A 21,719-nucleotide genomic window follows, 5' to 3' on the forward strand; every position below is an offset into this window, starting at 1 on the left:
CGGCGTCGGGTCAGGGTCGGGCGTCGGGTCCGGCTCCGGTTCGGGCTCCGGCTCCGGGTCGGGCTCCGGATCGGGCTCCGGATCGGGCTCCGGATCGGGCTCCGGCTCTGGGTCGGGCTCCGGGTCCGGCTCCGGTTCGGGGTCGGGCTCCGGGTCCGGATCGGGAGTACCCGCCAGCTCCGCACATCCGCCGGACGGGTCCGGCGGCGGGATGGTCACCAGGTGCATGTCCAGGTGGTCCTTCGGCTCGATCGGCTTCAGCAGCGGGCCCGGCGTACCGGCTGCGTCCTGCGCATCCACGTTGTGCGGGCCCTTGCCCCAGCCGGAGCCGTTCGAGCTCTGGCCGGAGATCGTGAAAGAAGCGGCATCGTTTTCGATCGTGAACTCGGTCAGGATCGCGTTCTTCAGCCACGGCATCAGGAAGTAGCCGAACTGCTGCGCGCCGGTCTCCTGGCACACCACGCCGGGGACGTCGGACCACACCTCCAGCGCCACACCGCCATCGCACAAGATCTTGGACCCGATGCGGTTTCCGACGCCGTCGCCCTTGTAGTCGAGCACCGTCTCATAGCCGGTCAGCAGCGTGAACAAGTCAGGGTCGACGCCGCAGAACTCGATCTCGGTCTCGATCCACTTCAGCTCCGGGCAGCCCTTGGACGACACACACAGGGTGCCGTCCGCCTTGCGCTGCTCGATCTCCTCACCCTCGGAGATCTCCATCGAGTAGGAGACCGAGATGAAGCCGTCCGTGACGACCACGCTGCACGGGCCGGGCACCGGCCGGCCGCATCCGTCGACCTTCGTCGCCCTCATCCGCCGGCCACGGACACTGGGCCAAATGACCTCGCCCACCGAGGCACCTCACAATTTCCAACGTTTGTGTGAGTCCCGGTCCACGAACCAGCGGCACTCGCCAGGGTATCGGCAGCCCCCTGGCCAGGGCTGTTACGGCATACCGCTCAGTCGCCGATCCGCTCGAACGTGAACCGGGAGGAGCCCGACGTCTCGAAGAACCGGATCATCGCCTGCCCCGCCTCGCCCTGCCGGCCCATCGACGCCTGCACCCGCACCGTCGCCGTGTCCTGGACCCGGTGGAACCCGTCGATCGGTGACGTCCACCAGGTGCGCTGTGGTGCCCGCACCTGCACCAGCCCGCCGACGTGCTGAAGCGGCTGGCCCGCGGCGACGTCGAGCACCCGGTAGTACATCCACACCTCCCGGGCGCCGTCCATGCTGGCGTCCAGCATGATCTGTAGCGCGCCGCCGAGCCGGTACAGGCCGGGGACCGGCAGCGTCAGCTCCAGCGGCACGTCCTGCCAGTCCGACGACGTCACATCGACCGCCGACGCCAGCGCCGCCCTTCCGGTGATCGGCACCATCCTGGTCGGCAGCGCGACCGACCCGCCCGTTGACATCCCCCAGCCCCTCTCAGGTTCGGCCAGGCCGCCGCCGGGCGCGGCGGCGGCCTGGCGGCGGCTCAGCCCTGACGCGTGCTGATGACGATCACGTCATCGCCGGCGGCGGCGGTGATGACGAACTCGCCCTTGAGCCGCTCACCGCCCGCATCCACGCCCCACGACGCCGACGACCCGGCGGGGAACGCGACCGCGTCGCCGCCGCCGACCGCCACGGTCGGAGCGCCGGCCAGCACCATCAGCGTCACGCTGCGCGCGCCCTCGGCGACCGTGACCGTTCCGGCGTCGGTCTGCCTCTGCACAGCCGGGGTGACCTCGGCCGGGGTGCCGGCGTCACCGCCGTCGCCCTCACCGCCGCCACCGCCGCCAGCGCACACACCGACCGTCCCGGAAGGGGTGTAAGCCTCGCCGTCGATCCCGAAGTCGGTGAACTTGCCGTCCGCGCGGAAAGCGCGGATGAACCGCGTGACGGTGCCGTCCTCCTGGACGTCGCACAGGATCACAGGGTCCACGTCGGGCGTGGCAATGCTCCCAAGAGTCCCAGACATGATCACTTTCCCTTTCTAGATTCCCTTAACAGGTTTTCGGAGAGAAGGTCACAAAGACGGAGTAGTCCGAGACGGCGACGCCGGTCGGGTCCCGGTCAGGCAGCGCCGTCACCTGCAACGGCGTCGGGTTCGGCGCGTTCGTCGAGCCGTTGCCCATCTCGCCCGACCCGCCGTAACCCCACGCGTAGACCTCGCCGTTGTCCAGCAGCGCGACAGCGGTGTCCGTGCCCCACTCCATGTCCACGACCGGCGCCGACAGCGGCACCTTGACCGGGCAGGTCTCCGTCCCGCCGCTGGTGCCTTGGCCGCAGTTGCCGTACACGTTGCTGCCCCACACCCACAGCGCGCCATCGGTGGCGATGAACGCGCCGTTGGCGTACCCGGCCCGCACATGAGCAGCGGTCACACCCTCCGGCATGGTGATCGCCGCCGGGAGCGGCTTGGCCACCGCGTCAGGGTCGCAGTTGCCGAGCTGCTGCCAGTTGTCGATGCCCCACGTCCACACCTTGCCGGCCGAGTCCACGGCGACGTTGAAGTAGGAGCCGGCCGCGATCTCCCGGATCACAGTCCCCTCGGGGAAGGTCGCCTTGACCGGGGTCAGCTCGTTGCCGCCCGCGACGCCCTGCCCGGACGCCTCGCCCTCGCCGTCGTAGCCCCAGCCCCACACCGTGCCGTCTTCCAGCAGCGCGATCGCGTGGTCGTTGCCGCACGACACCTGCACCGCCGCCGCCGACAGCGGCACCGGCGCCCAGGTGGACCGCGACGATGTGCCGCCCGTGCCGAGCTGGCCGTAGCCGCCGTACCCGGCCGTGTACACCTTCCCGTCGCTGCCGACGAACGCGGACGCGTACCGGCTTGCGCTGATATCGACGGCGGTCACGCCCGGCGGCATCTTCGACTTCACCGGCTCGTACGAGGTGGTCGTGGTGCCGTCGCCGAACGCGCCGTAGCCGTTGTAGCCCCACGCCCAGATCTGCCCGGCCGCGTCCACGCCGAGAGAGAACGCGTCGACGCCGCCCTCGATGCGGACCAGCTCCAGGTCGCCGGTCTTCTGCTCCACCGGCGTCGTCTGCCCCGTCGTTGACCCTTCGCCGAGCCGGCCGTACGCGTTGTAGCCCCACGCGTACGCCGGCTGAGCCTCCGCCCGCGCGGTCACCGCCGCAGAGACGTACTTCCCGGCCGGGTCGGGGCAGCCGTTCAACGCCACCGGCAGCACCTCCGCCGTCGCCGGCGCGCACGCCGGCAGCGGCGACTCCATCAGCACCCGGTAGGTCGTCCCGGCGACCGGCACCAGCGACGCCGGCTGGCCGCCGACCGAAACCACCGTGTCCGTGGTGGACACCTGCCGGTCGAACGTCACCATGAACGGCGACGTGCGCGACACCGTCTCCGCGCCGGCCGGGTCCGCGACCGGCTCCCACTCCGGTTCCAAGCTGCCGGACTCGACCCCGCCGCACGGCTCCGGCGCGGCGGCCGGCGCCGACGACGAGCAGTCGGTGACGATCGACCCCGCCGTCTCGTACGGGGTGCGGCCGTCGAGCTGCCAGTCCGTCGCCGCGCCGACCTGCGCCCCCTCAGCAGTCACCTGGTAGCGGCGCAGGAACGACACGCTCTCCACGACCTCGCCGGCGTCGTTCACCTTCTGGTCGCACAGCCGCTCCTGGACGACGCGCGTCCGCTCCCCGAAAGCTCCGCTCGTAGCCACTCTTTGGTCACCCCTCCACTGCGGCGGCGGTCGTCCACGTGACCCGCACCGATCCAGACTCGACATCAACCGTCAGCGGCCCCGCCAGGGGCTCGCCCGACGTCGACCAGCCGACCGATTCGCCTTCGATCAGCGGTGTCGCCCCGTCCTCGGTCGTGATCGTGGCCTGCCCGAGCGACGTCAGCGACAGCGTCTTCACCCCGGCGTGGTCGTCGAGGTTCCAGGTCTGGCCGGCCTCCAGCACGACACGGCGCGCCTGCGCCGTCACCGCGGGCGGCACCCCGCCCTCCTGGCACGGCATCGGAGCCACCGCCGTGTACGCGGCCGACAGGTCCGCGGTGTAGGTGCCGACCGACTTGATCTCGCCCGTGCAGCCGTCGATCAGCAGCAGCTCCGTGTAGGTCACCTCGGCGATGCCGTCGCCGTCCGCGTCGTCGCAGCGGCAGCGCTCCACGATCCGCGACGGGCACACCTGCGACCCAGGGTCGGAAGCAGCGGGGCCGCACACCCCGACCTGCCCGGACGGCGTGTACGCGGTCGATCCGTCGAGCGCGGTATCGACCGGCGGCCCGGACGGGGCGCCGGTCTCGGCGTCGAACACGAAACGCCTGACGAAGGGGCCGTTGTCGTCGCACAGCACGACCGGCACGGCCAGCATGCCCGGGTCGTACGTGCCGCCTTCCCCGCCACCTCCTCCTCCGGACACGATGACGGGCGGTGGACAGCAGCTCATGAGGAGACCTCCTCGGTCCAGGTCACGGCCACCCGGCCGGCCTGCGCGGTGATGATCAGCGGCGGGTGCAGGATGTGGTCGTGGTCCTTGAGCACGGACCAGGTGGTCGTCTCGCCGGCCGCCAGGACGCTGACACCGTTGCCGGTCTCGACCTGGGCGGCGGCGCTGTCGAGCGCGGTCGCGGTCACCGACTGCGGCGCAGCCCCCGCAGCGGTGGCCAGGTTCCAGCGGGTGCCCGGCCCGAGCACCGTGCGGAACGCGCGCACGCCGGTCACCTGCGGCAGCGGCGTGGTGCCGGCGTCGCACGCGACCGGGGAGACAGGCTCGTAGACGGTGGACGGGTCGTCGCCGCTGTAGGTGAGCAGCAGCCGGGCCGGCGACCCGTCCGCCGGCACACACCACAGCTCCGTGAAGGAGGCGTCGGCGATGCCGTCGCCGTCCGTGTCGTCGCAGCGGCAGCGTTTGAGCGTCGCCGCGCACCCCGTCCCCTCGCCGGCCCCGGCGGACGGCTGGCACGGCCCGAGCACGCCCTGCGGCGTGTACGGGCTGCCGGTGGCCAGGTCCGTGACCCGGGTGGAGGTGCGCACGCCGGTCTCGGCGTCATAGACGGGCTCCAGGAGCACGTGGCCGGCGACGCTGCCGTCCGGCAGCAAGTCGCACAGCACGACCGCCTCGACGTCGAGGCCCAGCCCGCCAGGACCAGGCCCCGGGCCGGGATCAGGGCCGGGGCCGGGATCAGGGCCGGGGCCGGGATCAGGGCCGGTGCCGCTTCCAGCGCAGGGGAGCGGCTGCAGCCGCTCGAACGGCATTACGCGCCCCCCTTGCGAGCGGTCTTGCCCCCCTTGCCCTTCGCCCGCGCCGGACGGCCCGCAGGCTCCTCGGCAGGCTCGGACTGGTCTGCGGGCTCGCTGGAGGGCTCCTCAGCGGGCTCTACAGCCTCGCCGCCCTCATCCCCGGGCCTGTCGCCCTCATCCCCGGGCCTGTCGCCTTCGGTGGGCCCCTCCGCCGCCTCCACGCCGTCCTGAGCCCCCGCGAAGCCCCCACCAGGCTCCTCGACAGCATCGACGGCGGCGGCGGAGGGGGCAGGCCGCGGCGCCGCGACGGTGCTCATCTCCGTCCACGTCACCCCGGCCTCCACCATCACCCAGCGCGGACAGCGGAACCCGCCGTACGACACCGTCCGCACCAGGCGCGGATCCCCGGCAGCCGCCAGCAGCGCACGCACCAGCCCGCGCGTGTCCGCCCCAGGGTCGGGCACCAGCTCGACCTCTTCCAGGTCGTGCGCGCTGCGCTCCACCAGGTCGCTCATTGAAATCCCCTCACTCAGCACGAGATGTCCATCAGGGCCGCGCCGAGCAGGCAGTCCCAGCCGACCACGTACTCCCTCTCGGCCAGCAGATGCACCTGGTTGGTCTTGCGGTCGAACCCGGCGGCCGGGACCGGCGTCGGCGTCACCAGGACCTCGCCCCGCCGGATCGCCACCGGGCCCGTCGCGTACGCCCACGCCGTCCCCGCCGGCGCCGGCTCGCCGGCCGGGCCGGTGTTCGGCGACCCGCCGTAGGCGGCGACCGGCGTGCCGAGCACCGTCCGCAGCACGCTGCCGTCCCGCACGATCTGCTGGTAGAAGGCGAGCGCGGGCACCGCGCCGCGCGGCACATGGATCACGCCCAGCCCGCCATAGGTCGCGCCGAGGTACGCCTCCAGCGCGGCGATCGCGCCGATCGCCTTCAGCGCGTCGCCGGCGCCGGGAGTCTCGGCAGCGTTGAGCACCGTGGCGTCGGGGGATGCCAGCCACGGGCTGTTGCCCGCCGCGCCGGTCCACACCGCCTCCTCGACCGCGCGCTGCTCGCCGAGAGCGAGCGACTGCCGGGCCCGGTCCTCGATGTCGGCCGGCACCGTACGGCCCGGCAGCTTGCAGTGGTAGCCGCCGTAGACGACCAGAGGAGTCGCCTCGACCAGCGGCGTGCCCTCCTCGACCTGCTTCTCCGGCGGCTCACCCTCGGCGCACTGGTCGATCGGGTACAGCCGGGCAGGCCCGCACGCGTACGGCTCCCACTGGACGCCGCACCGCCAGTGCGGATCCGCTTCGACCGGCCACTGCGCCACGGAGAACAGGCCGAAGCCGTACGGCTGGACCGCGGGCGCGGCCACCGTCATAGGCGGGCAGGTGCTGCTCACGATGTCCCCTCAACGTCCCTCGACGTGGTGAGCCCCGGCCAGCGCGCACGCTCGCCGGCCGGGGCCGCTCGGATGGTGGCCGGTCAGGCGGTCGGGCAAGCCAGCGCCCGCTGCTCACCCGTCGACCCGTCAGGGCACAGCGGGATCTCGACCAGACGCGAGTCGTGGCAGCGCTTGATCACGCACATCCCCTCCTCGAAGAACACCGCGTTGTAGCGGTTGATCTTGAAAAGGGTGGAGTCGTACAGCGTGTCGATGCTGATGATGTCGCTGGTCGCACGCACCCACGTGCCGGCCGCGTACATCAGGACCTTGAGCGTCTCGGGCCACGCCGTCACCGGCGTCTCCCCGCCCATGCCCTCACCGTCGTCGGTGAACGCGTCCTGCCAGTCGTACACCCACTGCGGCGACAGGTAGCGGGTACGGAACCACTCGTCGATCGCCGCGTCCGCCTTGTCGGAGATCTCGCCGTTACGGCGCAGCCAGTCCGCCCGCAGCAGACCACGCACCCAGTACGGCAGCACGATCTCCAGCGTCGCCGGACGGCCGTTCGTACGCGGCAGCCGCTGACGGTACCGGTAGTCCTCCGCCTGCACCTCCAGGCCGCCCAGCAGCGTCGGCACCGCGCCGAGCCCCGCCCCCAGCGTGACCGTGGTGGAGCCCTCCACCATCCTGCGGATGGTCTCGGCGTTGTAGCGGTGAGCGTGCGCGGCAGCCGCGCCGCGCAGGAACCGGGCGATCAGCTCCGGATAGGCGCGCTGGGTGAGGATGCCGGACGACACGCAGTAGCCGATCGCGTCGAGACGGCACTCCTGCCACTCGGGGCACTCCAGCTCGTAGCACGGCTTCTCCTCGGCGGCGATCGCCTGCGCCTCGGTCTGCACGAAACCCGTGTTCGCGAAGATCGACGCGAAGTCAGGGCCGGGCGTCCACCTGATGCCGCCACGGTTGGCGACGACCTCCGGCAGCGACAGAAGCCCGTCCGACGACTCCATCTCGCACAGGTCGTACCAAGTCTCGGACGGCGCGCACCAGCCGCCGCCAGCAGCGGCCAGCAGGCTGCCGCCGGGCAGCCGCGACTCGTCCGCGGCCCGGTCCAGCAGGTCCAGATCGCTGTTGCTGCCGGTGGCGACCAGGTCCTCCGGCACGTCCTTGCGGATCACCGCCAGGCCGGCCTGGTAGCGGCCTTCCCACGACGCGGACGGCATCGCGCCGAAGCGGCGGCGAGCGGCAGCCGCCAGCTCGCCCATGCCGGCGAACTCAGTGCCGGCCGGGGTGTCGGGCACGTTGACGGCGGCGACCAGCGTTCCACGGCCAGGGCGTGCCGCCTGGGCGGGCGGCGCGGGCGGCTGCGGCTGGCGGCGAGCCAGGCTCGCGATGTTCGGGGCGCGCCTGACCGGCCGGGCAGCACGCCCGCCAGCCGTCACCGCATCCCCGCCAGCGCCACCTTCACCAGCGCCGGCACCCTCGCCGCTGTCGCCAGCGCCATCACCGGCGCCGCCGCTGTCGCCCTCGCCGCTGACGGCGGCGCCATCACCGGCGCCGCCGTCGTCGCCCGCGCCGTCGCCCTCGCCGCTGTCGCCGGCGGCGTCATCGTCGTTGTCGCCGGCGGGCGGCGCGACCCGGGCCGCGAGCTCCTCCCGGCGGGCCCTCTGCTCGGCGGCGACCTGGTCCCGCCGGCCCTGCTCGCCGCGGATCGCCTCGACGGCCTCCGCGAGCGCCTCCAGCGACGCCATGTCCTCATCGGACAGCGTGTCGGCCGCCATCAGCCCGTCGAAAACGCCGAGCGCCTCCGCCTCCAGCGCCGCCAGGTCCTCCACACCGGCGAACAGCTCCGCGACGTCGTCCGCGCCTTCCTCGCCGCGGGCCAGAGCGTTCAGAAGATCCTGCAGCTGATTCATTGGATGGGCACACCCCTCGAAAATGCGGAGAGATGCCCGGCCAGCAACCAGCGGCGATCATCGATCAGTCGATCACCACTGATGGTAAAGCCCCAGCGTGTCGGGTCGCGCCGTGGCTCGCCGCGTGTCGGACCTCAGACACAGCGGAGCCCCGGCCGGTTCAACCTGGCCGGGGCTCCGCCTTGACAGGAGTGGATGAGCGGCGACGCTACCAGAGCACGACGCACTCCTGGCGGCCCTCGCCCTCCTCATCCCACGCCACCTTGCCGTCCCACCACGCCACCTGGACGTCCGACGTGAACGTGTACCGGTCGGGGTGGTTCGGCCCTGCCGGGTCGCCCGACTCCGGGTCCGGGGTGGCGTTCGGGTCGATCCGGAACGGCGCGACGTCGGCAAGGTACAGCCCCAGCTCCTTCAACCCTGCGATCAGCTTCCGCAGGTCGCCGAGCGTGGCTATCGGGAACACCGGCCCGTCCGGGTCGCCGACAGGCGCCGCGTCCTGGACGATCACGAGCGCCCGCCTGGTGGCGTTGGAAGCGTCACCGGTCTTCTCCGCGTGGATGCGGGCCTGCTCGGCGGTGATGCGCTGGTCGCCGGACCAGTACGCGAGGTGCGCGTACTTCGCCGGCTGGAAGCATTCCGGCCAGTCGCCGCACGCCAGCCCTTCGATGATCGGGGCGGAGTCGGGCAGCCGGGACAGCGGCCCGTCCAGCAGCTCGTCCAGGTGGGCGACAGAGTAGAAGTCGTAGAACATCGGTCCCTTTGATCGTTTCGGGTGTCAGGTGCGGGTCATGCCACCGCCCCCGAGCCATTCGCAGGCGCGGGGGCGGGGATTTGCAGGATGCGGCCTACTTGCCGCTGGTGCCGGCCTCGTCGCCGGCGCCCGTGGTGGTGGTGTCGTCGTCGGCGGCGACCTCGACGGTCTTACCGTTGACCACGATCGTCGCGCCGTCGCCCACGGCGACCCCGTTGAGGCTCATGGAGCCGCCCATGTTGACGATGCCCGAGTACGCTCTCCGCGCCATCACGCGCTCCCTTCCTGGCGGTGGAACAGGGCGTCCACCGCTCGGCCGCCTATCTCCTTGTTGTGGACGGCCGTCAGGTAGGCGCGGCGACCGTCCTCGGTGGGGGCGGTCTGCGCCATTTCCTTGGTGTAGGTGTCCATGCCGACCTGCTCGACGAGCGCGCGGCCCTCGGGCGTCTCGGCCTGGCTGCTCTGGTCGGCCCAGCTCATCGCCGACCGCCGGTCTGCGATGCGCGGGCCTGGTCGACCACCTCGCCGAGATCGGCGAGCGACGTGACCGGGTGGTCGCCGTTCTCGGCGATCGCCACCGCGTCCTGGCCCAGCTCGCGCTGCTCCGCCTCGGTCAAACTGCGTCTACGCACGAAACCTCCTTCCTTGCCGGTTTGTCAGGTGCGCAACAAACCATACACGCGGGTGTGGGGGGAAGCAAGGCTTCTGCATATAGGTCAGGTGCGGGTGCGCTTCAGGGCGGCCCGCAACCAGTCCAGCTCGTGCGGCTGCCCCGTACGCAGCAGGTCCCGCACGTAGTCGTCCACCGCCGCCACCACCTGGTGCGCGTCGTCGCCGAGCAGCCCCGCCAGCGTGTCCCACGCCCCGTCCAGCAGCCGGTCCATCGCGTCCTCCGGCACCGGCAGCTCCGTGTGCAGCCGGTACGACGGCACATGCTGGTAGGCGCCCCGCCGGTCCCTGGTCAGCAGCCGCTTGCCCACGATCTCCAGCGCCCGCATCACCGCCATGTGCGCCGCGAACAGCGGCCCGTCGCACGGCACGTCGGCCGCCCCCGCCATCACCGCCGCCACCGCCTGCGACGGCCCACCATCGCCGCCGCCGCCGTCGCCGTTGTCGTCCGGGCCGGGCGCTGGATCCAGCGCCGGAGCGTCCCCCACAGGCCCACCAGCATCACCACCATCACCGTCGTCGTCGTTGTCGTTGTCGCCGGCCGGGAGCGTCTCCACCGAGATGCGGCGCAGCCCCAGCGCCTCCATCAGCGGCCCCACGTCGCTCGCCCGGTCCAGCAGCCGGAACGCGATCATCCGCAGCAGCTCCTCGTCGCTCGGAGCGTCGTCGGAGTCGAACCCGGCCTCGCGGCGCAGCGCGTCCTGCCCGATCGCGAAACGGTCGTACAGGTCCTTGGCGTGGCCCGCCCGGTCCGGCCGCATCAGCAGCTCGGACGTGTCCACCCACACCATGTAGTCGTCGGCGTCGCTGTAGCCCATCGCGCGCAGCGTCGGCCGCAGCCAGCCCACCGTCAGCGCCCACGCGATCGTCACCACCAGCGGCTTGATGTGCATCTTGATCGCGCCTTCACTGGTCAGGTAGCCGTTCCAGTGGTTCGAGTCGCTCAGGCCGGTAAGCATCTCCGGCGGCAGGTCCAGGCTGATGGCCAGCCGCTTCAACGCCTCTTCCCGCAGCGTGCTCGTGGCGGCGTCCATCGGCGTCGAGAACGACAAATGCTGGATCTTGCCCACCGTGTCGTCCGGCACTTTAACCACCAGCGGCACCACCGCCGCCGCCGAGTCCCGGTCCTTGATCGGCGTCACCATGGCCTGCATCAGCTCCGCCACGAACGGGTCCTCGCCGTCCTCCGCGTCGCCGCCCTGCGCGGCCTGCCCGACCGGGAACGTCAACGACTGCGGCAGCACCAGCAGGCCGGCGCCGGCGAGCCGTGAATCGATCGACGCCATCACCGACTGGCCGAGCCCGCGCAGCTCGAACAGCACCGGCCTGGCGGCCAGCACCGACGACTCCGCCTCCCACCACACCGCCGGGTGCGGATGCCAGCAGCGGATCACCAGCGCGTCGGCCAGGCCACGGGTGGACTGCCCGTCGTTGACCTGCCAACCGTCCGCCACGGAGTACCGCATCTCCTGCGTCGAGTACGCCTCCCACTGCTCCCGCGACCCTTCACCGGCAACACCGTCGCCGTCCCCGCCGGGGGAGGGGGAGCCGGGCAGGACCGTCCCGGCCGGCACCTGGTCGGCGTCGACCGTCTCGCCCACCAGGTAGGTGTCGCCCACCAGCGCCAGGTGCAGAGCGGCGCGCCGCACGATCTGAGACTGAGAGCCCCGCCCGCCGGCCCAGTCCGCCACCAGCTCGGCGACCTCGCCCTCGTGCAGAGGGTCCGGGTCGCCGCCGGTCGCGGACTGGCGGGCCGCGACCAGCCGCACCGCCGACGCGCCCGCCGCCAGCCACGCCATCGCCGACCGCAGCTCGCCGACCTCGTCATGCAGCGTCCACGCGTCCATCTGCCACGCCTGGCTGACCGCGTTCTTCTTCGCGCCGTGCTTCGGCGTCACCCGCTCGATCCGCGGACCGTTCATGATCTGCGCCGCCGCTACCAGCGTCCGCCGCCGCCCTGTCCCGTCGATCTCTTCGACGTGGGTCATGGTCTGCGGACGGGACTTGCCGAGGAAGATCTTGCTGCGGATCGACATGTCCGTGATCGTGGCAGGCGACAGCCACCCGCTTAGGTGTAAGGGCCGCACACCATTCCACACCTAGGCAAGGGTTTTGCCGACGCTCCACCCCACACCAGCCAGGTCCGCGTCATGTCGAGCTCACCGCCACGGCGGGCGACGCGAAACCCCTGGGCGGGGCAGGTGCCGCACCCCGCCCAGACCACCACCCACCGTTACCGGCAGTCACAACCACATAACCGTCTGATTACGCGGTCGCATAGGCGGGGAGGTTCTGCACGGCAGGCAGACACGCGAGCAACCCCCGAGAGTGGAGGCCGATCGACAGCTACACCGGACACGCAACCCCGTCACAGCGAAGCCCTCAGCTCCTCCCTTGGCCGGCTATCCCTCGCAGGCCGCCTCCCATAGCTGAGGGCTTCGCCGTGCAACTACCACCTATGCCAGCCCCGGCTGCCGTACAGTCTCGCCATGCTCAACGTCACCGCCACCGCCATCACCGATGGCACCCTCAAGCTCGACTGCCGCACCATCGTCTACGGCGGAGCCCCATACCTGTACCTGTCGCCCGCCGAGCCGCTCGCCGACGCGCTCCTCCTGCACGCCGTCAAGAACACCGGCCTGCGACCCATGGTCATCGACGACGAAGGCGTGGCCACCCTCGACGAACCACACGACTCCCGCTGGGAAGTCGTCATCGGGCCCGGCCCCAGCTACACCATCAACTGGCCGTCCCCGAGCCCGCTGTACACCTACAGCGGGCAGGTCGCGCCCGGCTGGTACGACACCGCGATCGACGCCGGCCAGGCCCTGCTTTTCGTCGGCCCGCCCCACTCCTGGGACGAGGTCCCGTCGTCGACCACCATGCGGCGCGTCATCGTGAACTGCATCAAGGGGCGCGGCGCCGGCGGCGTCCTGACCGTCCGCCACAACACCGACCCCTCCTAACGCATCGCGTAGCACGCTCGAGTACGCCGCGGCGGACGACGCGAACCCGGAAGGGGTTCCGGTCATCGTCCGCCGCCGCGCCAGCCGACCTCCTAGGGTCGAAGGCGACACGATCCCCGACCCTGGGAGCCCACCGGTGACCACCCCCGAACCCGCACCGAACCCCGACGCCGCCGGCCGGGAGCGCGCCGCCGGCGCACTCGCCCAGCACGCCTTCGCCGCCGCAGGAGCCCTGCGCCTGCTCGCCGAACACATGTCCTCGATCGGGTGGCGCACCGACGAGTACAGCGTCGAGGACCTGGAGCGAGTCGCCGACTCGATCCGCGGCATGTCGATCCGCGCCGCACTGGCCAGCGCCGACGCCGACCTCGTCACCATGACGATGGGCAAGCCGATGAAGCTGATCCCGCCAGGCTCCTACCTGGCCGGCGAGCAGGACGACCGGGACACCCCCCACTGACCGCCGTGACGCCACGGCGTGCACGCCTGCACCGAGCCCTGATCTGGCCGACCGGCGTGCTCATCCCCACCGTCATCGCCACCGCGATCCTCGCCCTCAGCCCCGAAATCGACGCCTGGTGGGCGCGCATCCTCCAGAACTTCGAGGGCATCGCAGACCTGGACTACGCGTTAGCCCGTTACCCGCTCGCGTTCATCGCCGTCCTCACCGGCGTGACCGTGTCCGCCAGCGCTATCCGTCTCGTCGTGGCCAGCCGCCGCCGGAGCCTCCCGCCGCTGCCGCTGCTCACGCCGGACCAGGTCGAGGACCTGAAGCGGAACCCCAAAGATCATTTCGACGCGCTCATCGCCGAGCGCAGCACACGACTCCAGCGCGCGAGCACCTGGGGCGTCGCCCTCGGCCTCGTGTTCACCGCGGGCAGCCTCGCCTACACCGCCAGGTCCCTGGAAACCTCCCAGGAGGGGCAGATAACCGACCGGTACACCAAAGCCATCGAACAGCTCGGCTCCAAGAAGATCGACGTCCGGCTGGGCGCGATCTACGCCCTGGGCCGGCTGGCACACGACTCCGAACGCGACCGGGAAACGATCGGCGACGTCCTGTCGGCGTACGTGCGCGAGCACGACCCCAAACCCAAGGCCAAGACCCCCGAGCAGCCGGACACCGACGTGCAAGCCGCCCTGACCGTCCTCGGCGGCCTCGGCGGATCGGCCGCAGACCCGTCCAGGCCGCGCACAGCCTGCCCCTGCAGACTGTGGGGAGCACGCATCCCGGCCGCGCAGCTCATCGGGCACAACCTGCGCGACGCGGACCTGACCCGCGCGGACCTGACCGGCGCGGACCTGGCCGGCGCGGACCTGGCCGGCGCGGACCTGACCGACGCGGACCTGACCCGCGCGAACCTGGAGAACGCAGACCTGGAGAACGCGAACCTGATCGGCGCGAAACTGACCGCCGCGTACCTGGCCGGCGCGGACCTGCACCGTGTGTACCTGTTCGAAGCGAACCTGCGCGACGCCGTTTTGGGCGGCGCGGACCTGCGTGGCGCGAACCTGGCCGGCGCGGACCTGCGTGGCGCGGACCTGACCGGCGTCAAGACAGACGACGCCACCAACCTCCCCTCCTACGTCAAGACAGACGACGCCACCAAGCTCCCCTCCTAACCCACCCCCCGGCTTCCGCGTAGCGGCCCGGGCAGCTGCAGCAGCCGCGACGCGAACACCCCTGGGGGAGGGGCGGCACCCCGCGCACACGACGGCGGCCCCCGGAGATCTTCTCCGGGGGCCGCCGACTGTTCTCCCCCAACTCGTACCAGAAAGGTCAGACGAGTTGCGGTGCAAGCGTTCGCACCGCGTGCAGGCTACCCGCCGCCGACACGATCCGCATCCGGAACGCCACGAGCGGCAACCCTCATCCACTCGACCTTCGGCCGGGCCAGATCAGCGCGGCCCGCCTCCAGCATCGCCAGCGCGTACCCGTACGCCCACCCCGCCATCAGCGCGGTCATCGCGTGCTCCTCCGCCAGGGCGTGCCCTCGCACCCGCAGGAAGTCTCTGTCGAGCTGGGCCGCCTCCACGTGGCCGTCACCGGCCAGCGCCGCCGCGCCGGCCGAGCCGCCCAGGCACCACGCCGCCACGTCCAGCAGAGCAGCCAGTTGCACGCCGCGCCCATCCGGCGACGGCGCGAGCTTCTCGTCGGCGAGCGGAACGCCCTTGGACCGCAGCAGCTCCTGCGCCCTGACGATGACGTCGGCTGGCGCGGTCACCGTCACCCGCGCCACACCTTCGCGCAGCGGCCCGCCCGCGAACCCGCACTGCGCACAGTAGCCCTGCTCGCGGTCTGCTTCCAGCGCTGAGCCGCGCCCGCACACCTGGCAGTGGAAGACGTGCCCGCACTCGCCGTTCACTGGTCCGCCCCGCACGTGCCGAGCATCTCCCGCAACGCCTCGACCTCCTCCTGCTGCGCCGCCAGCTCCCACCGCGCCTTCACCTCGACCCACGCCTTCGCGTACCGGCACCAGAACTCCGTCCTGGGCGGCCTCCACTCCGCCGGGTCGGAGTCGGCCTTGGAGGCGTTGACGTTGTCGGTCACCGCCCAAAGCTGCGGCGAGACGTCGAGGTCGTTGGCGAACGCGCGCCTCCGCTCCACGCTCCAGCCGGCGGCGCCGGACCGCCACGCCTCCTTCAAAGGCACCATGTGGTCGATGTCCACGTCCCCGGGCTCGGTCCAGGTGGCGCCGTCGTACGGCGACCACCAGGAGCCTTTCAGCGGCCGGCAGCCGGGCCCGGTCTCCACCGCGGGCCCGTCGCCGTCCCGGCCGCGCCCCTCGCGGATCAGCACCAGCTCCCGCGTGTCGCAGCCGTGCCCGTGCGACGACCAGTGGGGGAACGCGTCCCGCGTGTATCGCGCGTCGTTGGTCTCCGCCCGGACGGTCAGCCCGTCCAGGCGGCGGAACGCCACCTGGACCGTCGCCGGCACGCCGGGAGGGTCCGCCGACGCCGGGGTAGACGTGCACGCCGCCGCTGCCGGCACCAGCACGCAGACAGCCATGGTCACGGAAAGTTTTGGAATAGTCACCCTCCGACCATGCCACGGCATGGCGGCTCTTAGGAGGAGGACGCCGGAATGTCTCCGCTCCCAACCTCGGGGAACAGGGGCAGCTCCTCCCACGGCGGCGGCTCAGCGGGCTGCGCCGCCACCAACCGCAGGCAGCGCCGGCAGTTCACCGGCTGATCCGTCTCCTGCCACCGACCCGCATCGACCCCGCCGAACGCCTGGTGGCAGGCCGCATCCCGCACCACGTCGCCCCGGTGATCCCGCGACGTCCCCGGCTCGTGCACCGTACGGCCCGTCAGCGTCACGTTGCTCATGCGTCCCATCCCACCAGACCACCCACCACCACCCGAACGCGTCGCGGCGGCCGCAGCTCGCCGGCGCGCTACGCGAAAAGGCCCCGCCCCTTCCCGCCGACGCTCGGGGAAGAGGCGGGGCCTGACACCCGCCAGCAGACGCTACCGGTAGCGCACGATCTGCACAGCCAGACCGGCCACAGCCACAGCTCCAGCCACCAGCCCGGCCAGCACGAGCGGCGTACGAGACGTCAGCGCCCACACCGCGACCATCCCGGCCGCCGCCGGCCCGCAGAACGTCGCCAGCGTCACCGCGAGCTGGAAGCGGCGCCGCGACGCCTTCCACCGGTCGGCCGCCCGCTCCAGCTCCCAGCCGAACATGAGCCGTTGCGCGCCGCCGTTCAGCCCGGAAAGCTCAGCCGCCCGCGCCGCCATCCCGCCGCGCACGTACTGCCCCTGAGCCGTGATCATGTGGTCGTTGTGCACGTACTTCCAGCCCAGCACGGTACAGGCCAGCGGACCCAGCAGCAGCAGCTCCCACCGGCCCGCCGCCACCGTCACCGTCAGCACCGCCGCTACCGCCGTCAGCGTGGCGTACACCAGGTGGTCGCGCTGCTGAATACGGGACCGCTGCTCGGCTTTGAGGCTGTCGTACTCCGCGAGCAGGACCCGAAGCTGCATGTCCCTCGCCGTCTCCTCACTCATCTCGATCTCCTCTCCCCGCTTGTGGTGTCAGGTGCAGGCACGGCCAGCCTCCCGGCCAGCAGCCGCGCCATCTCTCTCGTCCAGCCGCCCACCGCCAGGACCAACTCCAGGCAGGCGGCCTCGTCGCCGGGATGCGACGGCCGATCCGGGAAAGCCGTCGCATCGACCAGCTCTTGCACGAACTCGTACACCGCGTCCGCGTCCGGCTCGCCGAGCGCGGCGAGCCGGCCGTCCCGAACCGCCGCCACGGCCCGCATCGGCCACGACAGCGCCGACGCATCCCTCTGGTAGCCGATCTCCACCGGGTGGCCGCGCACGATCGCGCTGTAGTCGTACTCGCCGAACGGGCCGCGCAACTCCCGCTGGAGCATCTGCTCCATCTCGGGCTGGGTCGGGCCGTCCATCCACGACACCACCCAGCGGGCCTGGTGCCACCGCATCCGCACCGGGACCAGCGCCCGCATGGTGAGCGCCGCCGCGAGCCGCCGCATCTGCTGGCTGCGCCTCGTCACCGCGACCCCTCCTCCCGCCGGCCAGCCTGCTGCCAGTCGCCCAGCACGCGGGACGCCTCACGCAGCCCGCGGGCCAGGTCGCCCGTCGCGGGCGACGGGTCGGCCCGCTCCAGCAGCCCGGCCAGCGTGTCGGCGTCCTCCGCGCTCATCTGCAGATTGGGTTTCGGCCCGCCGAGCTGGTGCATCACGAGCACGACCGGCGGCGGCACCACCGGCCCGGCAGCGGCGGCCGACCACTCCGGGCCCGGCTGGTAGATGCCGACCCCGATACCGGTCCCCGGCTGCCGCGCCGGCGACACCGTGGCGACCGAGCCGAAGTGGGCGCGGTCCTTACCCATCAGCGCCGCCTGGCCCAGGCCCTGGCAGGCTGTGCACCACGGCGGGCAGTCCGGCAGCCGCCGCTCCCTGCCCGTCACGAGATCACTCCCCAGCCGGTCAGCACGATCTCGACGGCCTTCCAGATGGCCGCCACCGTCAACACGACGATGAGCAGCACGAACGCAGTGTCCGCCATCTTCGGCCACCACTCCGGCTCCCTGCCCATCACCGCGCCACCATCTCCACGACCCAGACGACGAGCAGGACAGCCAGCATCACCGCGAACGCGGACCGCGACCACCGCATCACCGCACCCCCTCACCGGCTGGCCTGCGCTGAGCCTTGCAGCCCCCGCCCGAGCACTTGGCGAGGTTCAGCACCCGCCGACGCCACCACGGGTAGACCGGCCACACCAGCGCCCGCCGGAACGCGACCTCCGTCAAGGACAGGGCGGCGGCGAGCCCCGGCGCCGACGTCTCCGGGTAGACCAGGCCCCTCCGCTCGTGCGCGCACGACCCACACAGGCCGGAGGGGTTGTTGTAGAGGCGTTCCAGCCGCTTGGCGGCCAGGACGAACGCGACCATCGACCCGACCGCCCACACCACGACCGCCGGCATGAGCACCTCGAACACCACCAGCCGCAGCGTGTTCACCGGCCCGCCCCCGCTTTCGCGGCCAGGCCGAGCCGGTGGAGCTCGCGGTGGCAGTAGGCGTCCGTCAGCGGGTGGTGCTCGCCCGCAGCGAACGGGATCCGGCCGGTCCCGATCAGGTCCGCCATCGACGGCGGCTTAACGCCGGCGTCGTCGAACAGGTCCGCGATCTCGCTGATCCTGGTGGGGATCTGCGGCGGCATGGCCGACCAGTCATCGCCCCACAGGTCATGGATGCGGCACACGTCGCGGGCGCCGTACCAGCCGAAGAGCCGGTTGTCGCCGCGCGTCTCCCAGCCGATCGACATCCAGCCCTCCAGCCGGGCGGAGATCCAGCCCGGGAGCTGCACGTAGTCGTAGCCGGGGTGGGTGGGGTCCCACTCCAGCCGGTGCGGCAGCCCGTCGATCGGGCGGACCGGCAGGAACGGGACGACGTTGCTCATCAGCCACGGGTGCTCCGCCACCGCGACGAGATCAACCTCCCGGTTGATCGCGTAAAACTCGCGGCCGGTGTCGTCGACCGCTCCGATGCTGATCGTGCCCGCGAGACCGGGCATGCCGGGCACGAACTCCGTGTCCGGGTAGATGCGCCTCACAGCGTCTCCTCTCTCTGTGTCGTCCAGGGGTGTCAGGTGCTAGGTAGGTAGGTGGGACTAACCAACCACGCCCGTGGGGGCGCGGTCCGGGATACGCGCGACCTGTGATGGCCAGGTCACGCTGCAGAAACACGAGGGGGCCGACCCGGCAGGGCCGACCCCCCTTTCAACCGCCACGGGCGGCCCGCCCGAGCAGGGCGGCCCGCCCGTGGCGGGTCACCGAAGGCCCGCCTGGGCGGTCGCGGCGCGTACCCGGTCGTGGACCTTCGCCGCGTGGGCGGCCAGCTCGGCGCGGGCGGCGGCGAGCGCCTCCTGGTCGCCCGCCTCGAACGCCGCCTCGACCTTGCCGGCCAGAGCGGCGTAGGTGTCCTGATCCTTCTGCCACTCCGGGTCGATCTCCCACTCGACGGTGCCCGGCCGGCGCCGCACCAGCGCGGCGTCCGCCTCGATCAGCCGGTCCTCCTGCCACAGCCGCAGCTCGCCCGTCCGCAGCCACGCGTCGCTCCGGCCGAACCGGCTGGCCATCTCCGGGTTGTAGGCGTACACCGTGTCGCCGGCCTCGTCGGTGTAGCGGACGGCGTACTCGTGCGGATGGCTGCCGAGGTACGTGGACCGCTTCTCCTCGACGATCGCGCGGATGGGCTGGGCGTTCTTCCAGCCGCAGCCGCAACCGCATCTCGCCACGTACCCGCTGGCGCCGGGACAGCCGCTGCCGGGCTGCGGCCCGCCGTTGGGCTTCATTCTGTGGTCGCACACCGACTCGTCGGCGTGCACCCGCACGATCTTCACGCTGGGCTTTCTGCTCTTCGGCGGGGTCTTGACGGCCATACGGCCTCCTATCTCTCGGTCTCGGTTGGTGTCAGGTGCGGGAGGCTTAGTCGCCGTCCACCTCGTACGCGGCGGCGAGCCGGTCCAGCGCGGCCAGCGCCTCCTCCGACAGGCCCTCCGTCTCGGTCTTCGTGGTGTCTCGCATCTCGGTCCTCTCGTCTGGGTGTCAGGTGCAGTGGTGTCAGGTGCAGTGGTGGTGCTCAGGGGCATTCGCGGGCGCAGGAGCCGCACAGGTAGGCGACCAGCCGGTCCGGCCGGTACACCGCGCCCGGCCGGCCGCACAGCTGCGTGGGCTTGCCGTACTTGTCGAACGCGCGCGGCCTCTGGCAGGAGGCCAGCATCACGTTCCCGTGCTCGTCGTTCACTAGCTGGTCTTTCGTGTCGGTGTCAGGTGCGGGTGGTCGAGGTCAGCGCCGGACGGGTTGCGGCGTGAGGGTGACGCGCCACCACGAGCAGGCCATGGCCACCACCTGCTCGGCGAACTCGGCGGCGGTCTGGCCGGAGTCCGGTCCTCCGAACACGTACGTGGTGTAGTCGTTGCCGCCCCGGCGGAGCGCCACGTGGCCGGTGGCGTAGGCCAGCTTCGCGACCTTTTCGAGGCGGGCCACGTCGTCGTCGCTCTCCGGGTAGCCGTGGGAGATGCTGACCGGGGACAGGCTGTGCGCCGCCATGGCGGCCTCCGCCACGACGGGCTCACACTCCATCAGGCGGGCCCACTCCAGGATGCGTTGCCGGATCGCGTCGCTGGTCGTGCTGTCGGTCACGTGCTTCTCCTTCGGATGTCAGGCGCGGTAGATGGGTCCGGGGTCAGAAGGTCGGCCATTCGCCGATTCCTGCGGCGGCCAGGACGGTCATGAGCAGGACGACGAGACCGGCCATGACGACGGCGACCATCATGAACTGGGCCAGGAACTTCACGAGTTCACCTCCCTCGCGGTGTCGGTCTCGCCGGGCCGGGAGTTGGTGGGCTGCCCGGCCCGGCGAGACGCCGGCTAGCGCCGGGCGGCCGTCTCCGGCTCGTCCAGCAGCAGCGGGTTGCAGCAGGGGAGGAAGTCCACGTAGTCGAGCGCCTCGTCGATGGTGAGGCTGCCCTCCTCGATGAGGTCGTGGCTCAGCTCGGCGGCGATGTCTCGCCGGGTGCGGGCCTGCACGGGGAACGGGTCGGTGTGCTGCCTGTAGGGGTCGGCGGCGTCCGCGCAGGTGGCGGCGTGGACGCGGAACTGGCCGTGGCGGTCGAGCGTGGCCACGAGCGGGGTGTTGGGCATGTGGTGCGGGTCCTTCCCGGTCACAGTGTCAGGTGCGGTGCTTATGATATGAAGATCTCTTATCTACGTCAAGTGTGGGGGGTGCGGTTCGCCTCCTCGTTCTGCTCCCGGATCAACTGATCGACATCCGGCAGCGGAGGCAGCTCGATCCCCGCCTCCTCCGCCAGCACGAACGCCGGCGGATCCGGCTCCAGGCGGACAGCCCCCTTCGGGCCGAACATCTGGTAGCCCTCCCGGCCGGTCAGGTCGTCCCGGCACCAGTACCGGGTCATCGGCCTGCCGAAGAAGTCCTCGCACGGCTCGTCCTCGCGCAGCACGGTGACGGGCCGCACCTCGATGCTCATGAAGTCCGGGTGCGGGACGGGGCACCGGCACGTGTCCGGGTCGGCGTCGCACAGGATGCCGCCGTGCACCAGGAACGTCACCCCGACGCGCAGGGACTCGCTCGCCAGCGCCGCGCCGGGCGCGATCTCGTCCATGTTCTTCTTCGCCCTCAGTCGGTGACGCGGAGCGGGTGGCCGAGGGAGGGGATGGGGCCGGGCGGCGTGACTTCGTGCGGCCAGACGCAGTCGGCCGTTTCGAGGTGGGCGCCGGACTTGCCGGCGGCCTGGAGGGCGGGGGTGTGGGCCTCGCACAGGACGATCGTCATGATGGGTAACTCCTTCTC

Annotated in this window: 31 protein-coding genes; 3 read left to right on the forward strand and 28 right to left on the reverse strand. The window is 71.8% G+C overall.

Annotation, left to right across the window (positions count from 1 at the left end):
- From ACFFR3_RS45575 to ACFFR3_RS45640, 14 genes are all read right to left on the reverse strand, one after another.
- Nucleotides 1-813 (reverse strand): hypothetical protein (locus ACFFR3_RS45575; RefSeq protein WP_379485183.1); only part of this gene is annotated, 813 nt, incomplete at its 3' end.
- Nucleotides 814-959: 146 nt separating this feature from the next.
- Entirely contained in the window at nt 960-1,415 is a 456-nt protein-coding gene (locus ACFFR3_RS45580) for a hypothetical protein (RefSeq protein WP_345410321.1), read from the reverse strand.
- A 62-nt stretch (nt 1,416-1,477) separates the two neighbouring features.
- Nucleotides 1,478-1,927: a hypothetical protein gene (locus tag ACFFR3_RS45585; protein WP_345410319.1), complete on the reverse strand. Its 450-nt coding sequence runs from the start codon at nt 1,925-1,927 to the stop codon at nt 1,478-1,480.
- 61 nt (nt 1,928-1,988) lie between these two features.
- The gene (locus ACFFR3_RS45590; RefSeq protein WP_345410317.1) at nt 1,989-3,668 is read right to left on the reverse strand and encodes an RCC1-like domain-containing protein; all 1,680 of its coding nucleotides are present in this window, start codon (nt 3,666-3,668) and stop codon (nt 1,989-1,991) included.
- 7 nt (nt 3,669-3,675) lie between these two features.
- Nucleotides 3,676-4,401: a hypothetical protein gene (locus ACFFR3_RS45595; RefSeq protein ID WP_379485184.1), complete on the reverse strand. Its 726-nt coding sequence runs from the start codon at nt 4,399-4,401 to the stop codon at nt 3,676-3,678.
- A complete protein-coding gene (locus ACFFR3_RS45600; protein WP_345410313.1) occupies nt 4,398-5,210 on the reverse strand; it encodes a hypothetical protein in 813 nt (270 codons plus the stop codon). Before ACFFR3_RS45600 ends, ACFFR3_RS45595 begins: the two co-directional genes overlap by 4 nt.
- On the reverse strand, nt 5,210-5,710 hold the full coding sequence (locus ACFFR3_RS45605) for a hypothetical protein (protein WP_379485185.1): 501 nt from the start codon (nt 5,708-5,710) through the stop codon (nt 5,210-5,212). The genes ACFFR3_RS45600 and ACFFR3_RS45605 overlap by 1 nt, the downstream gene beginning before the upstream one ends.
- A gap of 14 nt (nt 5,711-5,724) precedes the next feature.
- Nucleotides 5,725-6,579 (reverse strand): hypothetical protein, encoded by an 855-nt coding sequence (locus ACFFR3_RS45610; RefSeq protein WP_345410309.1) that lies wholly within the window; start codon nt 6,577-6,579, stop codon nt 5,725-5,727.
- 83 nt (nt 6,580-6,662) lie between these two features.
- On the reverse strand, nt 6,663-8,480 hold the full coding sequence (locus ACFFR3_RS45615; protein WP_379485186.1) for a major capsid protein: 1,818 nt from the start codon (nt 8,478-8,480) through the stop codon (nt 6,663-6,665).
- A gap of 208 nt (nt 8,481-8,688) precedes the next feature.
- Complete coding sequence (locus ACFFR3_RS45620; protein ID WP_345410304.1) at nt 8,689-9,234, reverse strand: hypothetical protein; 546 nt, start codon at nt 9,232-9,234, stop codon at nt 8,689-8,691.
- Nucleotides 9,235-9,328: 94 nt separating this feature from the next.
- Nucleotides 9,329-9,505 carry a hypothetical protein gene (locus tag ACFFR3_RS45625; protein ID WP_379485187.1) on the reverse strand — a complete coding sequence of 59 codons (177 nt, stop codon included), beginning with the start codon at nt 9,503-9,505 and terminating at the stop codon, nt 9,329-9,331.
- A complete protein-coding gene (locus tag ACFFR3_RS45630) occupies nt 9,505-9,714 on the reverse strand; it encodes a hypothetical protein (protein WP_379485188.1) in 210 nt (69 codons plus the stop codon). The genes ACFFR3_RS45625 and ACFFR3_RS45630 overlap by 1 nt, the downstream gene beginning before the upstream one ends.
- Nucleotides 9,711-9,866: a hypothetical protein gene (locus tag ACFFR3_RS45635; RefSeq protein ID WP_345410300.1), complete on the reverse strand. Its 156-nt coding sequence runs from the start codon at nt 9,864-9,866 to the stop codon at nt 9,711-9,713. Before ACFFR3_RS45635 ends, ACFFR3_RS45630 begins: the two co-directional genes overlap by 4 nt.
- 84 nt (nt 9,867-9,950) lie before the next feature.
- Entirely contained in the window at nt 9,951-11,939 is a 1,989-nt protein-coding gene (locus ACFFR3_RS45640) for a hypothetical protein (RefSeq protein ID WP_345410298.1), read from the reverse strand.
- Nucleotides 11,940-12,392: 453 nt separating this feature from the next.
- On the opposite strand from ACFFR3_RS45640, the gene ACFFR3_RS45645 reads away from it, so the two are divergent.
- The 3 genes from ACFFR3_RS45645 (at nt 12,393) to ACFFR3_RS45655 (ending at nt 14,492) form a co-directional block, all read left to right on the forward strand.
- Entirely contained in the window at nt 12,393-12,869 is a 477-nt protein-coding gene (locus ACFFR3_RS45645) for a hypothetical protein (RefSeq protein ID WP_345410296.1), read from the forward strand.
- A 136-nt stretch (nt 12,870-13,005) separates the two neighbouring features.
- Entirely contained in the window at nt 13,006-13,329 is a 324-nt protein-coding gene (locus tag ACFFR3_RS45650) for a hypothetical protein (RefSeq protein WP_379485189.1), read from the forward strand.
- A 5-nt stretch (nt 13,330-13,334) separates the two neighbouring features.
- On the forward strand, nt 13,335-14,492 hold the full coding sequence (locus ACFFR3_RS45655; RefSeq protein ID WP_379485190.1) for a pentapeptide repeat-containing protein: 1,158 nt from the start codon (nt 13,335-13,337) through the stop codon (nt 14,490-14,492).
- 197 nt (nt 14,493-14,689) lie between these two features.
- On the opposite strand, the gene ACFFR3_RS45660 is transcribed toward ACFFR3_RS45655, so the two are convergent.
- From ACFFR3_RS45660 to ACFFR3_RS45725, 14 genes are all read right to left on the reverse strand, one after another.
- Nucleotides 14,690-15,250 carry a hypothetical protein gene (locus ACFFR3_RS45660; RefSeq protein ID WP_345410292.1) on the reverse strand — a complete coding sequence of 187 codons (561 nt, stop codon included), beginning with the start codon at nt 15,248-15,250 and terminating at the stop codon, nt 14,690-14,692.
- Nucleotides 15,232-15,807, reverse strand: coding sequence for an HNH endonuclease family protein (locus tag ACFFR3_RS45665; protein ID WP_345410290.1), 576 nt, complete (start codon nt 15,805-15,807; stop codon nt 15,232-15,234). Before ACFFR3_RS45665 ends, ACFFR3_RS45660 begins: the two co-directional genes overlap by 19 nt.
- Nucleotides 15,808-15,935: 128 nt before the next feature.
- On the reverse strand, nt 15,936-16,199 hold the full coding sequence (locus ACFFR3_RS45670; RefSeq protein ID WP_345410288.1) for a hypothetical protein: 264 nt from the start codon (nt 16,197-16,199) through the stop codon (nt 15,936-15,938).
- 141 nt (nt 16,200-16,340) lie between these two features.
- On the reverse strand, nt 16,341-16,883 hold the full coding sequence (locus ACFFR3_RS45675; protein ID WP_345410285.1) for a hypothetical protein: 543 nt from the start codon (nt 16,881-16,883) through the stop codon (nt 16,341-16,343).
- Nucleotides 16,880-17,395, reverse strand: a complete 516-nt coding sequence (locus ACFFR3_RS45680; protein ID WP_345410283.1) for a hypothetical protein — start codon at nt 17,393-17,395, stop codon at nt 16,880-16,882. The genes ACFFR3_RS45675 and ACFFR3_RS45680 overlap by 4 nt, the downstream gene beginning before the upstream one ends.
- The gene (locus ACFFR3_RS45685; protein WP_345410281.1) at nt 17,392-17,811 is read right to left on the reverse strand and encodes a hypothetical protein; all 420 of its coding nucleotides are present in this window, start codon (nt 17,809-17,811) and stop codon (nt 17,392-17,394) included. Before ACFFR3_RS45685 ends, ACFFR3_RS45680 begins: the two co-directional genes overlap by 4 nt.
- 207 nt (nt 17,812-18,018) lie before the next feature.
- On the reverse strand, nt 18,019-18,366 hold the full coding sequence (locus tag ACFFR3_RS45690) for a hypothetical protein (protein WP_379485191.1): 348 nt from the start codon (nt 18,364-18,366) through the stop codon (nt 18,019-18,021).
- Complete coding sequence (locus tag ACFFR3_RS45695) at nt 18,363-18,959, reverse strand: hypothetical protein (RefSeq protein ID WP_345410277.1); 597 nt, start codon at nt 18,957-18,959, stop codon at nt 18,363-18,365. Before ACFFR3_RS45695 ends, ACFFR3_RS45690 begins: the two co-directional genes overlap by 4 nt.
- A gap of 216 nt (nt 18,960-19,175) precedes the next feature.
- Nucleotides 19,176-19,787: a hypothetical protein gene (locus tag ACFFR3_RS45700; RefSeq protein WP_345410275.1), complete on the reverse strand. Its 612-nt coding sequence runs from the start codon at nt 19,785-19,787 to the stop codon at nt 19,176-19,178.
- A 200-nt stretch (nt 19,788-19,987) separates the two neighbouring features.
- On the reverse strand, nt 19,988-20,152 hold the full coding sequence (locus ACFFR3_RS45705) for a hypothetical protein (protein WP_345410273.1): 165 nt from the start codon (nt 20,150-20,152) through the stop codon (nt 19,988-19,990).
- Between the two features lie 42 nt (nt 20,153-20,194).
- The gene (locus tag ACFFR3_RS45710) at nt 20,195-20,551 is read right to left on the reverse strand and encodes a hypothetical protein (RefSeq protein ID WP_345410271.1); all 357 of its coding nucleotides are present in this window, start codon (nt 20,549-20,551) and stop codon (nt 20,195-20,197) included.
- Between the two features lie 228 nt (nt 20,552-20,779).
- On the reverse strand, nt 20,780-21,052 hold the full coding sequence (locus ACFFR3_RS45715) for a hypothetical protein (RefSeq protein ID WP_345410269.1): 273 nt from the start codon (nt 21,050-21,052) through the stop codon (nt 20,780-20,782).
- 68 nt (nt 21,053-21,120) lie between these two features.
- Nucleotides 21,121-21,531, reverse strand: a complete 411-nt coding sequence (locus ACFFR3_RS45720) for a hypothetical protein (RefSeq protein ID WP_345410267.1) — start codon at nt 21,529-21,531, stop codon at nt 21,121-21,123.
- 14 nt (nt 21,532-21,545) lie between these two features.
- Nucleotides 21,546-21,701 carry a hypothetical protein gene (locus tag ACFFR3_RS45725; RefSeq protein WP_345410265.1) on the reverse strand — a complete coding sequence of 52 codons (156 nt, stop codon included), beginning with the start codon at nt 21,699-21,701 and terminating at the stop codon, nt 21,546-21,548.
- Between the last annotated feature and the right edge of the window lie 18 nt (nt 21,702-21,719).

This window comes from Nonomuraea salmonea (genome assembly GCF_042428605.1).
Classification (GTDB): domain Bacteria; phylum Actinomycetota; class Actinomycetes; order Streptosporangiales; family Streptosporangiaceae; genus Nonomuraea; species Nonomuraea salmonea.